Origin of the sequence: Flavobacterium sp., from assembly GCF_029945805.1 — a bacterium.
Lineage (GTDB): Bacteria > Bacteroidota > Bacteroidia > Flavobacteriales > Flavobacteriaceae > Flavobacterium.
Genome location: NZ_JAQSDH010000035.1, coordinates 126,478 through 142,026, shown reverse-complemented (window position 1 = coordinate 142,026; position 15,549 = coordinate 126,478). Strand labels below are relative to the sequence as shown.

9 protein-coding genes and 1 pseudogene are annotated in these 15,549 nt (G+C 31.8%); 1 reads left to right on the top strand and 9 read right to left on the bottom strand.

Features of this window, described 5'->3' with window-relative positions:
* Positions 1 to 4: 4 nt before the first annotated feature.
* From PSU83_RS09085 to PSU83_RS09045, 9 genes and pseudogenes are all read right to left on the bottom strand, one after another.
* Positions 5 to 3,192, bottom strand: a pseudogene (locus tag PSU83_RS09085) (type I restriction endonuclease subunit R).
* Positions 3,189 to 4,187 carry a nucleotidyl transferase AbiEii/AbiGii toxin family protein gene (locus PSU83_RS09080; protein ID WP_300589079.1) on the bottom strand — a complete coding sequence of 333 codons (999 nt, stop codon included), beginning with the start codon at positions 4,185 to 4,187 and terminating at the stop codon, positions 3,189 to 3,191. The pseudogene PSU83_RS09085 and the gene PSU83_RS09080 overlap by 4 nt, the downstream one beginning before the upstream one ends.
* Positions 4,184 to 4,909 carry a DUF6088 family protein gene (locus tag PSU83_RS09075; RefSeq protein ID WP_300589078.1) on the bottom strand — a complete coding sequence of 242 codons (726 nt, stop codon included), beginning with the start codon at positions 4,907 to 4,909 and terminating at the stop codon, positions 4,184 to 4,186. The genes PSU83_RS09080 and PSU83_RS09075 overlap by 4 nt, the downstream gene beginning before the upstream one ends.
* A 197-nt stretch (positions 4,910 to 5,106) precedes the next feature.
* Positions 5,107 to 6,897, bottom strand: coding sequence for a DUF262 domain-containing protein (locus tag PSU83_RS09070; RefSeq protein ID WP_300589077.1), 1,791 nt, complete (start codon positions 6,895 to 6,897; stop codon positions 5,107 to 5,109).
* A gap of 4 nt (positions 6,898 to 6,901) precedes the next feature.
* Complete coding sequence (locus tag PSU83_RS09065; protein ID WP_300589076.1) at positions 6,902 to 7,606, bottom strand: TIR domain-containing protein; 705 nt, start codon at positions 7,604 to 7,606, stop codon at positions 6,902 to 6,904.
* A gap of 3 nt (positions 7,607 to 7,609) precedes the next feature.
* Positions 7,610 to 8,185: a hypothetical protein gene (locus PSU83_RS09060; protein ID WP_300589074.1), complete on the bottom strand. Its 576-nt coding sequence runs from the start codon at positions 8,183 to 8,185 to the stop codon at positions 7,610 to 7,612.
* Positions 8,185 to 9,345, bottom strand: coding sequence for a toll/interleukin-1 receptor domain-containing protein (locus tag PSU83_RS09055; RefSeq protein WP_300589072.1), 1,161 nt, complete (start codon positions 9,343 to 9,345; stop codon positions 8,185 to 8,187). The genes PSU83_RS09060 and PSU83_RS09055 overlap by 1 nt, the downstream gene beginning before the upstream one ends.
* 9 nt (positions 9,346 to 9,354) lie before the next feature.
* Positions 9,355 to 10,491, bottom strand: coding sequence for a restriction endonuclease subunit S (locus tag PSU83_RS09050; protein WP_300589070.1), 1,137 nt, complete (start codon positions 10,489 to 10,491; stop codon positions 9,355 to 9,357).
* Positions 10,475 to 12,049 (bottom strand): class I SAM-dependent DNA methyltransferase, encoded by a 1,575-nt coding sequence (locus PSU83_RS09045; RefSeq protein WP_300589068.1) that lies wholly within the window; start codon positions 12,047 to 12,049, stop codon positions 10,475 to 10,477. The genes PSU83_RS09050 and PSU83_RS09045 overlap by 17 nt, the downstream gene beginning before the upstream one ends.
* A gap of 480 nt (positions 12,050 to 12,529) precedes the next feature.
* Between PSU83_RS09045 and PSU83_RS09040 the strand changes: the two genes are divergently transcribed.
* A complete protein-coding gene (locus PSU83_RS09040; protein WP_300589066.1) occupies positions 12,530 to 15,547 on the top strand; it encodes a virulence factor SrfB in 3,018 nt (1,005 codons plus the stop codon).
* Positions 15,548 to 15,549: the final 2 nt, after the last annotated feature.

The following is a 15,549-nucleotide window of genomic DNA, read 5'->3' as shown; positions in this document are numbered from 1 at the left end:
TTACTTATTTTTGATATTTTTTAAAATTCTCAGCTTGTTCAAAAATCTCTTTATAAACCTCATCTCTATCCACAGGAGGATAATCATTATCTGCCAATAAAATAATCAAACCTACTTTCAATTCGGCTTTAATATCATCACGTTTACTCCAGTCAGTATATTTGGCTTTGTCATCAACAACTTCTTTAACCTTTTTAGCCAGCCCAATAAGCTTATCTTCTGGATAAACAAAATCATATTTGATGGCTAAAGCTTTTAAAATATCATAAAATGCTTTTTCTTCTATATCAATCCCTAAATCTTTAAAAGAATCTTTTTCCTTTTTTAGAGAAAATTCAAATCAATAATCTCATCGGTAAACTCTTCCAATACTTCACTTCTCAGCACGTCACCTTCTTTGCGTTCATTATATTTGTCAACAATTAATTGCAATCGTTTAGAGAAATCAACACCAGTTATTTTATTGATTTTCTTAATATCTTCAATGGCTTTAGCCAATAACTTTTGAAGCAGCTTAATTTTAGTATTAGGCAATTTGATTTTGTCCAATTTAGCCAAATAATCATCCGAGAAAATATCAACTTCAGTAGCACCTTCTTCACCCAATTTAAAAATCTCTTCCACACCTTCGCTTTCAATAGCTTCCTGTATCATTTGTTTGACACGATTATTCATTTGAGCGGTATCAGGTGCAACGCCTTTAGTAAGTTTAAATACAATGGAACGTACAGCCAAAAAGAAATGAATTTCATCGCGGTCATGTGGCTTAAAGGCATCACTTCCGGAACAAATATCGTAGGCGGTTTTTAATCGCTTTACGATATACATAAAACGTTTTTCAATGTCTTGTGTAATTTGTGCATATTCGGCTCCTTTATTCAAAGCATGCAACTGCTCCAATGGTGTTCCTTTGAAGTAAGCACTAGTATCAAATTTATGAAACAACTTATGCAACAAATCCAACTGGTCTTTTACCACAATAATAGATTGCTCAATATCTTCAAAGTTATCAGTATCCGTTTTGTTGTAATGGGCTAATGCCAAATTCATTTGTTTTTTGATACCGATGTAATCCACAACCAAACCTTTATCTTTTCCTTCATATTTTCTATTTACGCGCGAAATAGTCTGAATTAAATTATGTCGTTGTATAGGTTTGTCAATATACATCGTGTCTAAGAATGGCACATCAAAACCGGTAAGCCACATATCTACAACAATGGCAATTTTGAAATTCGATTTCTCATTTTTAAATTGGCGGTCCAATTCTTTTCGGTCATCCTTGGTTCCAAGCAAATAATAAAGATCCTCTGGGTCATCTTTCCCTCGGGTCATTACCATTTTAATTTGTTCCATGGGTTTGATTTCCTTTTTCTCTTTTTCAGTCAATACAACTCCTTCAGCACATATTTTTTCTTTACCCCATTCAGGACGTAACTCCAATACATTTTTATACAACTCATAAGCAATCGGTCGACTACTACATACAAACATTGCTTTACCTTTTACCGTCGCACCTTCAGCAATTCTATTTTCATAATGACGTACAAAATCAGCAGCCAAATCTTTCAATCGTTTTGGGTCTCCAATAATGGCGTTCATTTGTGCCATCGCTTTTTTACTCTCTTCTATCTGATGCTCATTACTGCCTTCCTCAGCACATTGGTTGTAGTACGCCTCTATTTCTTGCAACTTACTATTATTCAATAATACTTTAGCGGCACGACCTTCATATACGATACGAACAGTGATTTCGTCTTTTACAGATTCTGTCATGGTGTAAGCATCAACGATATCGCCAAACACATCGATAGTTGCATCAATAGGTGTTCCTGTAAAACCAACATAAGAAGCGTTAGGTAATGAGTCATGTAAATACTTGGCAAAACCATACGTTTTAGTAACTCCTTTTTCAGTAACTTTTACTTTTTGATCTAAATTGGTTTGGCTACGGTGCGCCTCATCCGAAATGCAAATCACATTGGTTCTATCGGTTAATAGTTTGGTGTCTTCTGTAAATTTGTGAATGGTGGTCAAAAACACACCACCGCTATTTCTGCCTTGAAGCAATTCGCGCAAATGACTTCTACTTTCAACACTAATAATCGTTTCATCACCTACAAATCCCTTAGCATTGGTAAATTGACCCGAAAGCTGGTCGTCCAAATCGGTTCTGTCTGTAATTAGAATAATCGTTGGACTGCCAAAATAAGTACTCTTCATCAACAACCGACTCAAGTACAACATCGTATAACTTTTTCCGCAACCTGTGGTTCCAAAATAAGTACCGCCTTTACCATCGCCATCAGGTCGCTGGTGCAATTTTATATTTTGAAACAATTTGTTTGCAGCATAATATTGAGGATAACGACAAACAATCTTTTCGTTTTTCTTAGAGCTATCGGGTAAGTAAATGAAATTATGAATAATATCGCGCAAGCGGTTGCGATTGAACATCCCTTGAATTAAAGTGAACATCGCATCAATACCGTCAACTTCGGTAACCATGCCTTCAATCTTTCTCCAGGCATAAAAAAACTCATACGGCGCAAAGAAAGAACCAGCTTTCGTATTCACGCCATCACTAATCACACAAAAGGCATTGTACTTAAACAATTCCGGAATATCTCTCTTGTACCGTGTAGTCAATTGCACATAAGCATCGTGTATGGTTGTATTTTCCTGAATAGCAGTTTTAAATTCAAACACCACCAAAGGCAGTCCGTTGATATATAAAATCAAATCAGGTATGCGCATTTCATACCCTTTAATAGCCAATTGGTTGACTATTTTATAGGTGTTATTGTCTGCTAAGGTATAATCAATCAGCTGAATATAAATATCCTTTTGGTTGCGGTCTTCTCGCTTTAGTAAAAAGCCATCACTAACCATCTTCATTATGGTTTTGTTGCTCTCATACAAGTCAGAAGAAGGCAGTCGTTCCAAATCCCTAAGTATAGAATCTATCTCATTTTCGGTGATATTTTCAGAGGCATACTGCTGGCGCAAATACTGCTTCAAATCATCGGTAATTAAAACCTTTTCACTGGCAATATGACCGTAAGTAGTCGGTGGTTCCGATACGCCTTGAAACTCAGCTTTACGAATGTTGCCACCCAAAAGATGAGTCATTTCCTCTTCTTGGAGCAAACTAATAAAGGCTTGTTCTAATTGTGCTTCTGTAAATTTCATTTTGTTTCTTCCTTTTTAGGGATTACAATATTCCATGATATACCTTTTATTCGGTCTCTAATTTTTATAAGCGAGTTCAATACTTCTTCACTTGTCGGTAATTTGCCATAAACAAGATTCCCAAATTCATTGGTATAAGTTGTTTCTAATGACTTCCATGTTGCTGCAGTTTCACTGAATATTATAGCATCTTTGGGATGATAGTTTAACCACTCATTATTGTTTTTGAAACTTTCAACATCATCTTCTGCTACAATTAGTAGCATCTCTTCAAAAGCTGGGCTTTCAAAAAATTCTAGAATAGCAGGAACTGTCAACAGCTGATGAAGATCATAGGTATGGCGAATTTTGTTCTGTAGGTCAACTATTGGATTTTCACCATAAGAAAATCGAACCAAACTCATTATTTTTTCACAAATAGTCCTGTTTACATGTAATACCTGAACTTCAAAAGGCAACAATCCATATTCTTCAGCAAGAAGGTGTTGACCTGTAGATTCCATCATTGTAGACACATAGGAAGAAATAATGTTTTTATGAAAAGGTTCATATCGTCCCAGCCATGTGGCTTCTACAATAATATTCTCTCTTACTTGTCCATATTTTCCCGTAAAGTTTTTGGGATAGCTATAGGCTATTTTACGAAGCATACCAACTTTATGTGTAATTCCAGGTTCATCAACTTCCGTCAATTTTGTACCAACAAGATTGGTGATTTTCTTCAACTTGTTTTTCAGTTGATTTCCGCCTTCTCCCTCTCTTTTCAAAACAACCAAATCAATATCCTCAGAAAACCGTTCAATTAAACCAAAACATTTTGACAATGCTGTTCCTCCTTTAAATATAGTTTCTGCTCCAATTGGATCATGAAAAATAAGATGAAGTGCATAAGTAACCCAGTAATCTTTTTCTACATAAATAGGCAATATCTTCATCTGTTGAGCTGTAAAGTCAATAGATTGTCTAAATAGTGTTGTATTTTCGTGTAACTTCATAGTAAACTCCATTTTTCGGCAGCTTTTAAAACCAATTGGACTCCCGATAGTTTATATTTTGTAATTGGATTTAAGTTTTTTTGTAATAGTTCCTGGAATTGCATAACGCCCATTTCTTCAAGTAATGCACCCAAAAGTGCTCGTGTAGCGGGCGGATATTTTTGCGACAACCGCACTATAGTCGAAAGGTCTTTTTCCGATAATGTTTTCAATATCGATACAAACCGTAGGCAACACGAAGCTATACTGCTATCGGGTATTTTCTTGACATAACGAATAGCATCTAATAGTTGTAACAACGCTATATTCTCTTTGGTGATTATATTCTTTTGTTTGATAAACTTAATAGTATAGAGTTCTCGTTTTAGTGCCGGACGAATTTCATTTTTAGCAATCTGAATAGTATTACTCACTTGAGTAGTAAGTCCTAATTGATTATAAATACTATAACCGGTAAGATAACCTATTATCTTACCATCAACTTCTAGCAGGTCTTTTACAACTTGATATTGATTAGGTTCCAAGTTGCCAAAAACAGTTTGTTCAGGTTTATAATATTTTCCTTTAGCAAGTTTAGAAATCTTACCCGAAACCACCATTCGGTTCAAGGCTTTAATGACTGCTTCTTTCTTATTCACCTCTGTAGTAAAGTCAGCATAGGTGAAAACATATCCTTTAGGAAGTCTATCTATAGTAACCGCAATATAATCAGTAGTTTTCATACGATAAAATTTACTGCAAATATATTATTTTGTCCAGTTTATTTAATAAAAAACTGGACATTTTTAAAAGTGAAATTAAAATTTATTTAGTTTATTACAGTGAAGTTACTTAACTTTGATTTATCAAAGTTAAGTAACTTCATCCTTTTAAACCTTTTTGTTCAAAAACTTTAGAGGTCAAAAACTTAATATTTTAATTATAATCCCTCGTAATATCTCTTCAACTTAGTCGACATTAATCTTCTACGGTTTTCTAAAAATGTCTCGTATTCTAAATGGCTTGCAGTTTCAATAATTTCAGGAATATCGTTTACAACTAAGTTATCATTTAACCCATTTAAACTATCTAATGTACTTATTTCATTAGTACCTGCATCTATTTGAGTTTTTACCTTATTTAGGTATGCCTCTGGTGTTAACATTCCCACTTTTATATTGGTGGCTTGTTCAGTATAAACAAAATTAGCAACTTGATTATAGGCCTTTTGCGGATAGCCGTTATTCATTAAATACTTCTTAGGAAAGATATGATGCACATCGCCTCGTTGCTCAATAAGACTACTAATTTTCATGCTTTTAGATAAAAATGCATTAGCACTAGCATTTATTTGTGCTGCCAAATATAAATTATAAGCATTGTTGTTTACACTTGAAGTTTCTAAATCATTTATGATTCCAAAATCCCAAAATCCTTCTCCTAAATTTGCTTGCTCCATTTGTTTCAAATACAATTGGATTCCTTTTTCATTGATTTGCTTAACATCCTCATCAATTCGCGATTCAGCAGAACCCGAATAGCGACCGATAAACATACTCATAACCATCCAACGCTTAACAAATCCTTGTACTTCAGATTCTCCCATGCCATCTTCTCGTAATTTTAAATACAAGGCATAAGCAAAATTAAGACTGTTTTGAGAGGAAATCAATTTCTTACTTATCAAACCTGTCGATTTAATAATCATTAAAAAACGTTGATAGTTGGTTTGATTGACAAACGCCTCCAATCCTTCTGATAATTTAGCATAACTCGCTTCAGCAATAACATCTTCATAACTTCTAGTTTCAAAATTTCGCCCGGATAATAGTGCTACTAAATCACTAAACTTACCTCTGCTAAATTTAAATGTAAAAGCAACCCGAAGCATGTCGATATAATCTGGAACATACAAATCATCGCTTCCAGTCGCCATCCATTTAATGGCTTTATAATAATCCGTTTGAGTAAAAGCAGTATCATTGTCTTGAATGTGTTTTATAAATCCTTTGTCTACAATTAAACGACAGAAATAATCAATCATTTTACGCATTTTATTACCGCCATGATTTTCATCGGAAGCAATTTTAGACATTACAAAATCGGCATTACTCAAAACCACTCCTTTTTGATTGATACGAATAAAAATTTCGGTAACGGTATCAATATCTAAACTAGCATCTAACTCAATAATTCCAACTTGCTTGGTCTTAATGCGTTTTAGGTTTTCTATGCGTTCCTCTACCAAATCTTCATTGGCATCAGGATTGTCCTTGCAATACTTCCGAATAGCTTTAGATATAGAAATCTCATCATTTACAATAGGGTTAATATTGTCTATCCATTCCGGGCTTTTTTCATAAGCTTTATTGAGTACATCAAATTTTTCTTCCAACGGGTTGAAAGCAATTCGGATGTTGATTTCTTTATAATTTTTATCTAAAACCCTTTGCCCAACAATGGCAGCCGTTAAGGCAGTGATACGTTGTTGCCCATCGATTAATACTTTTTTTCCAGCCGATAGTTCTCCGTTTTTTAATTTTACATCAGGATTACGCCAAGTAATGATATACCCCACAGGATATCCCTGATATAAAGAATCTATTAAATCTCTTACTTTGGCACCATTCCAAACAAACGGGCGCTGAATTTCAGGTATGGCAATATCGCCAGATTTTATCCAACTCAATAAAGTTTCTACGGGCTGTTGATGTACGCTATATTTTGCCATTTTTTTACTCTAAATTAATTTTATAATCATATAATGCCATGTTATCTTTAATTTTGATAGCTTCATCAATGTAAAAATTGTAATTATCATTAAACATAAAATCACTCCATTTTACAGTTTTTATGAATGAAGGCTCATCAGATATCGTAATTATTGAACCATTACATTCACGAGTTTTTTTCTCCCATAAGTTGAACATATTAGTGCTTAGGATTTTAAATAGTAAATTGGTATGGTGAGTTACACTATTACAGTTTGGATTAGAAGAATAATACCAATCATAAGTTCCAGTTTCGTCAGGTAAAACAACACCCAAAACAGCATTCATTTGTTTTGTATTTCCTCCAGTTGGAACAGTTCGCAAAGAGTATGAGATTTCCCAAGGAATCCATTGTTCCTTTTGAGTTTTAGTAGTTAATTTCATTCCTTTTGAAATCATAACAATTGTTACGCTACACTGTCGAATTCTTCTCTTTAATTCGGATTCAATTTCGTGGTCTAAGAAATCTTCTAAACTTTCACCGTCTCTTTCACCAAGATTAATATGATCACTTCCAATTTTATTTTGCAATAAATCTACATAATCTCGAACTCTGGTATTTCTGTAGATGAACTGCATAGTAACGTTTACTTCTTCGTAGAAAAAGTCTTTTAATTTTTGTACTTTATCATCCTTGTATTTATAAGAAACAAAATATTTTTTTGCCATCTTTTATATTTTATCAATTAATAATTTTTGAAATAAACTCATATATCCGTAATCCTTTAGCAATCTTTCATTTTTAGGTTCTTTTAAATTTTCATAAACAATTTTAGTTGCAGCTCCCGTACTAGCAATTGGCAATAAAATTGCATTAGGATGATATTCCCTAAACATATTATATTCAACTTCAATACCATCCATTCCACCAATAAATATTCCAGCTGCAAATTCATTTTCGGAAAACATTCTTTCCCTCATTCTTTGAATACTTGAAGGTAATTCTCCCATATTTTCAGTAAATATTATGTTCTGAAATTTATTATTGTCCTCCGGAAATTTATCTTTGAAAAAATCTGATTGGTATAATTTTACATGCTCTTGAATGGTTAAATTCATTTTTTGCATTACATAGTAAATCAATGGCGTTATTGAAGGATGACCACCCCAAATAATTCTATGATGTGGCAATACAACTGTTACTAATGAAATTACAGCTTCTCTAATTGCAATAATATCTGCTGTATCATAATATTTAGGATGCCTTTCTGGTAAAGGTATACTTGCTGATAGAAATATATTTTTCATTATTTAGAAAACCATTTGTTAAAATTCTGTTTTTTTATAGTCTGCACTTTTAGATATTCATTAAGCCAATCTAAATGCTCCAACCAATAATCTCTGATTGACATTTCATCATAAATTAAATGAATTGAATCAACTTCTCCTTTTTCTATAGTTTTAATTAATCGTTCTGAATTAAAGCAATTAATAGATTGGGGTACTCCGATAGTTGGAATATAAACTCTTCTTTTTCCATTTGGTAGATTTTCGGTTATATACCTACTAAATTGTAAATTTACCTCAACTTTATTATCATTGGCTGCTTGCGTAAATTCAGTTATTAAAGCATCTTGCCTTGCTGCTAAGTTTCTTGCTCGAACACTTTCGACAAGATTTATTATTTCGTCTACTTTTTCGATTCCTAATCTACCTTTTGTTAAATCACTAAATAATGGCTTGTCAAAATCATTGTTTTTTAATTTAATTGAATGTGCTAATTGTGCAAAATCTTGAAAATCATTGTCAGGCCATATTAAATGAACTATTCCAATTCTTTTAAGATGAGCTTTCTCTAATTCTTGTCCACACCAATCACTTTCTAAAAAATGCTTTGTATTGAGCATCAGAATTACATCACAATCCGTCATTCGATGCCATAATTCTTCTTGAAATTCTTCTCCTTTATCTATGGAATGTGTATCAATAAATACATCAAAATTATTTCTTTCTAGAGCTTCATATAATTGAATAGCAACATTACTTGATTCAGTTCGTTTATATGAAATAAAAATTTTTCTGTTCTTTCTTAACAATTCAAAACCTTCTAAAATAAGATTGCAAATTTTGTTTAAGTTGTCTTCAAACTTTAAACCATTTTGATTTCTTAATTCATCTGGTATTTCATCAGTAAAAGAAGTATTAAAAATAGGGAGTATTACATTTCCATCAAGTTTTTGCTTTTTAAGAATTTCTAAAGTATCAGCATCCAAATTATTTTTATTACCAGAATAAATTACATAAGCAGGTTGCCCTCCAGTATATTCAGAAATGTTTTCTTTAGTGATAATTTTTACTAAGTCACTAATTAGTTTTAACTCATCAAACTTATTAGCTAATGAAACTTTAATTTGTTTAAATAATGTTTCATTTTCGCCTAATAATATTAACTGATATTTATATTCCATATTTCCAATTTACACCGTTACAGTCGCATTAACTTTATCCATAACACCTTTCATAAGAATAGGACAAAGTGGTTGAATCATATTCTTTAGTTGTTCATTAATTTTCTTTCTCGTTTGTAGAGTATGAAATATTGTAACTATTGATTCTTGAATTTCAATGTCGGGTACAGGTATTTTTATTTCAATAAATCTTTCCCATTCAAGGCTTGCTCTTACACTACTATCACTAATAAACCAACCATACCTATTGAATTCGGGTCTATGAAACCAAATCATTAAAAATTCAGGAAGTACAACTTTTACATCACGAACTCTAAAAACATTATATGCTGGAGATATAATTGCAGCCTTGTTTTTTTCATAAAGTACAACTCTCACAGTTTCGTCTCTTCCTACTTGCATTGCACTATAAGCAAATTGGTCCTTATTGATTATTTTATATTTCCCTAAATCAGTATTAGCAACATTTGCTTTAGAAGGCATAAATTCCTTTTTGACATTTATCCCTAATAATTTTTTTACCTCATTATTGGAATTTCTAATATCAACAAGCTCAATTAATTTACCCAATGAAGTTTTGACTTTTTGATTTTTCAAATTATCCAAAAACGAGTTAGTAATTATTTGCAAATCATCTAAGCTTTTTTGATAAGTTTTTTGATTGTTTAGTAGCCCTTGATACATATCAACAAAGTATTTTTGCTCATTAATATCATCAGGCAAAGGCAACTTTATTTCACAGAAACGTTCCCATTCCAAACTTGCTCTCACGGTGCTGTCGCTTATAAACCAACCATACCTATCCGACTCTGGGCGATGGAACCACATCATCAAAAACTCAGGATATACTTCTTTTGTATCAACAACTTCAAATACTAAATAAGCAGGCGAAATGATAGCAGGCTCATCATCAGTAAACAAAACAACCCTAACGGTTTCATCGCGTCCAACCTGCATAGCACTATAGGCAAACTGTCCTTTTTCAATAACTTTATATCTCGATAAATCGGTTTCAGAAACATTGGCAACCGACGGCATAAAGTTTTTGGTAATATTTATACCAAGAAGACGATTAACCTTTAAATCAGTATTTCGTTTATCAACCAGTTGTATGTAGTCGCCTAAACGCTTATAATTTGATTTCATACCCCAATCCTTTAAAAGCATTTCTTAATTGATTTTGTGAATCCACTTCTTCAGCCAATATGGTTTGGAACTCTTTTTGAATTCTCAACATTTCAGTATCAAAATCAATCGTGCTATCTCTATCTGTAAATTCAATGTATTTACTTGGAACTAGGGAAAAATCATTTTTCACAACTTCTTCAAAAGTAGCAGAATAGCAAAATTCAGGAATGCTTTTATACTTAGTTTCAAAAGAAGTCTGTTGCCAATTATGATAATTTTCAGCTACTTTAGTAATGTCATCGGAAGTAAGTTCAATATAAGACTTCTCATATTCAGAACCCCATCGTCTCAAATCCATAAAAAGAATTTCATTTTCTCGGTTGCGATACTTCTTCTCAACATCGTTTATTTCTATCGTTCTAGCTTTCTTATTTTTATTCAATATCCAAAGCGTAACACTAATGTCAGTCGTATAAAAGGTATCTCTAGGAATAATAACAATAGCTTCAACCAATTTGTTTTCAATCAGTTTACGTCTAATTTTATATTCTTCGCCACCACCAGAAAGAGCACCATTAGCCAAGATAAATCCAGCTACTCCGTTTTCTGATAATTTAGAAACCATATTCAAAATCCATCCATAATTAGCATTACTAACAGGCGGAACATCATAACCGCGCCAGCGTGAATCTTCTATCAATTCATTAGAAGCCCTCCAATCTTTTTGATTAAACGGAGGATTGGCCATGATATAATCAGCTTTCAAATCAGGATGTTGGTCACGGCCAAAAGTGTCGGCTGCAACATCGCCCAAATTAGCATTAATACCACGAATCGCTAAGTTCATTTTGGCAAGTTTATATGTGGTAGCAGTATATTCCTGTCCATAAATGGAAACCTCTTTTTTGTTACCATGGTGACTTTCAATAAACTTCATCGATTGCACGAACATACCTCCCGAACCACATGCAGGATCATAAATAATACCTTTATAGGGTTCAATCATTTCAGCGATGAGGTTTACAATACTTTTTGGGGTGTAGAATTCACCTTTTCCTTTTCCTTCCGCAATAGCAAATTTTCTTAAAAAATATTCATAAACACGACCTACAATATCTTGTTCTTTATCTTTAATTGTGTCAATATTGTTAATGGTATCTAGCAAAGCCGCCAACTTACTCACATCCATATTCAAACGAGAAAAGTAATTATCAGGCAGAGCACCTTTCAACGAAGGATTGTTTTTTTCAATGGTGTGAAGTGCAGTATCTATTTTCAAAGCAATATCATCTTGTTTTGAATTTTCAATAATAAAAGACCAACGTGATTCTTCTGGTAAAAAGAAAATATTCGACATATTGTAGAATTCCTTCATCTCAAGGTATTTCTCTTTACCATCCGTTAACAGTTCTTTGCGGCGTTCCTCAAATTTATCACTGGCAAACTTCAAGAATATCAATCCCAATACTACATGCTTATATTCCGAAGATTCAACGGTACCGCGCAATTTATTGGCACTATCCCAAAGGAGTTCTTCAATTGGCTTTTCTTTTTTTGAGGTAACTTGTTTGGCCATAAGGGTAATAAAGGGGTTGTTTATGATTCTTTTTTAAGCGTAAAATTCAAATTAATTATGAAAAAAATTGCATTTTGGGTGCATTATAAAAATTAATAGATTTTGTCGCTATTTGACAAAGTTCTAGTTTAGTTTTGTCATTTAACGTCAAATATAAATAAATTTTAGTGCCTTTTAAACTAAAATGTTGTTTATTAAAATGGTTTTAGCTCAATAATTTCAATTGAATTTAATAAAACTTAAAATTAAAAATTAGTATTTCCTTTTGTAAGTATTAAAAAAATGATTTAGTAAGAATGATGAAAACCGTAAAATAATACGAATCTAATTTTTTAATTTCGCAAAAACCATCTAAACTATTGATTTACAATACTAATTAGATTTAAAACACAACAAGTAACATGTTCAAAAAACGAATAGGTTATTTGTTAAAAATTGTTAAATTTACTTTTTATAAAAAGCAACATTAAAATTAATTTAATGAAAAGAATTTCTCTTATTTCTAACTCTAGTATACAGTATCATAAATTTGAAGCTGAAATCAATTTAGATTTTGCTAAAGGCAATAAAATTTATTTTCACCAACCATTTGATGCTAACATCTTAGATTTCACCTTAGACCCTTTGTTTAAAGTAGCCAACGATGGAAATGAAACTTTTTACAGAAAACAAGAGTTACTAGACAAAGATTTTATTGTAAACAATAAATTAAAAGAGGATGCTGATTTAAAAAACTGTCAAGAGATAGTCGATTTTTATGAAACCAATAATCTTCGTAAAGCATTAAAACATTTTAAGAAAAAATGGATTCCTTTACCATACTTCAAAGACAATTCTATCAATAAGGATGTAATGTATCCAACAGATTGGGTAAGAGTATATTTTGACTGTGATGATGAATACAATAAAATAAAATTGGTTTTAGCAATCGATACCACTTTAGCTAAAAATGAATCAGATAAAACCGGGCCACAATTAAGCTTAAATCCCGAAGAAAACATTTTCAAAATTCACACCAATGAAATCAATATTAGTAACTTTTTATTCAATACTAATGCGGCCACTTCATGGATTGAGAGTTATTTAGCGGATACGTTCTATGGTAAGAATGAGGAATTGCGTTATGAACAACCTATAAAGCAATATGTTTCACATTACATCCTTTTATTAAAATGGATTGAGAGCTTAAAAGAAACGCCCGAATTACAGTTGTTTACTGATGATGCTAAAAAAATACCGGTAGATTTAGTAATTGATATTGGTAATTCAGCAACCTGCGCGTTACTTTTTGAAAATCAAAGTGATGAAAATTTTACTTTCGAAAAAGTAAAAAAAATAATTATTCAAGACTATTCCAACCCACAAGTAGAGTATAATCAACCATTTCCAATGAATTTGGTTTTTAGTGAATCTGTTTTTGGAAACATAAACAAAGAAAAATACCATAACAATAAATTCACGGTGCCTAGCTTCGTTAGGATTGGTTTTGAAGCAGAAAACCTAATCAATAATGCCAACCTTAATCTAAATCTGGGTTATGAATTAAAAACACACAATTCAAGTCCAAAACGATATTTATGGGACACTAATCCTGCCGATCAAGAATGGGAGTTTTACCCAACGAATTTCAATAAAATTAAAAAGGTTTATTTAAGTGGTATATCTGAGCAATTAAAAATTGATGGTACTCTAACCAATGGGGATGTTTTTGGGTCAAAATCGTTGTTCTCAAGAAATTCATTAATGAAGTTTGTCTTTCTCGAACTTTTAATTCATGCCTACGTTCAAATAAATTCATATAAGTTCAGAGAAGATCATGGCAATCTAACAATACCTAGAACACTAAAACGAATCACAATTTCTTGCCCTACAGGGATGATTCAGTATGAACAAATTGCCTTGAGAGAAGCAGCTGAAGATGCTTGTAAATTATTAAACAATTACGTTAAATATTATTTTGATTCTAATGAGAACAAATTCTGGTTTGAATTACCTGAAATAATACCTTCAATAAAAGATATTGCTAAAAAGCTTCCCGATTTAGAAGAAAGAAAAGACTGGATATATGATGAAGCCACTAGTTGCCAACTGGTTTTTATGTACAGTTTATTGTCTAAAAAATTGCAAGGAAACAATTATGTAATTGACAATTATTTATTCAAAAACAAAGATAAAATTACAGTAGGTTCTATTGATATTGGTGCTGGTACAACTGATGTTATGATTAATGATTATTCTTTGAATAGTAAAAATAAAACCATAAACATAAAGCCGGATCCATTATACTGGGACAGTTTTAAATTAGCGGGTGATGATTTATTAAAAGAAATTATTCAGCAAATAATAATTGAAGGAACTATTCATTCTGATGCAGATGAAGGGTGCACAGGAGTAATTGAAAATTATGCAAAAGCAAAAGGAATAGAAAATGTTTCTGAAAAATTAAATGGTTTTTTTGGTCAAGATTCTAATAACATTGGGTATGTAGCCAAAATGATGCGTAAAGCTTTTATTCATCAAGTAGCGATTCCAATTGCTATTTATTATATGAAAAATGCCAATAATAATGAGAATAATGAGGCATCATTCGAACAGATAATTGGTAAAGAATTTAAAAACAAAGAGCTCGTTCTTTATTTTGAAAAGCATTTTGGTTTTAACTTCTTAGAAATTAAATGGAAAGTTAGTACACAAAAAATTAATACTATTACAAGTTCTGTTTTTGATAGCTTAATAAAACAGCTTTGTTTGGTATTAAACCAATACCAATGTGATTATATTGTACTTTCCGGAAAACCATGCTCATTAAATAGTATGGAAGAAATATTTTTAAAATACTTAGCTATTTCTCCAAACAATCTAATCAATTTAAACAAGTATTGGATTGGTAAATGGTTTCCTTTCTCAGACAATAGAGGATTTGTAGAAGATCCCAAAACGATGGTAAGTGTTGGCGCAATTATAGCACTTATGGCAGGTAAACTCAAAAAAATTAATGACTTAAAAATAGATACCGAACTGATAAAACAAAAATTAATCTCTACTGCTGATTACATCGTTAAAACCAATTATAGTAATAAAGAAGTGATTCTAACTCCTACCAAAAACGAAAATACAATTTTGGTTAATACACTTCCATATCAATTTGGATATGCTAAGTTCATTTCTAAAAATTATCCAGTTTCCGATTTATACAGCATAAGTATTGATAATAAAGAGATTAGTAAGACAGTAAAAACGCGTCATCCTAATAAAGACAATGCTTTTTATGAAGAACAAATAGGTCTTGAAAAAAACAAGATTTACCAAAATTTCCCCTTAAAAATCAATTTGTCCCGAGATATTGATGAATCCAAAGAACAATTAAAAATTGAGAGTGTTGAGGATAATGAAGGAAATGACAAACCAAATAAATATTTCAAGCTAAATTACCAAACCTTAGATAATGAGAATGGCTATTGGTTAGATACTTGCGAGTTTATATTAAATGCCAGATAATT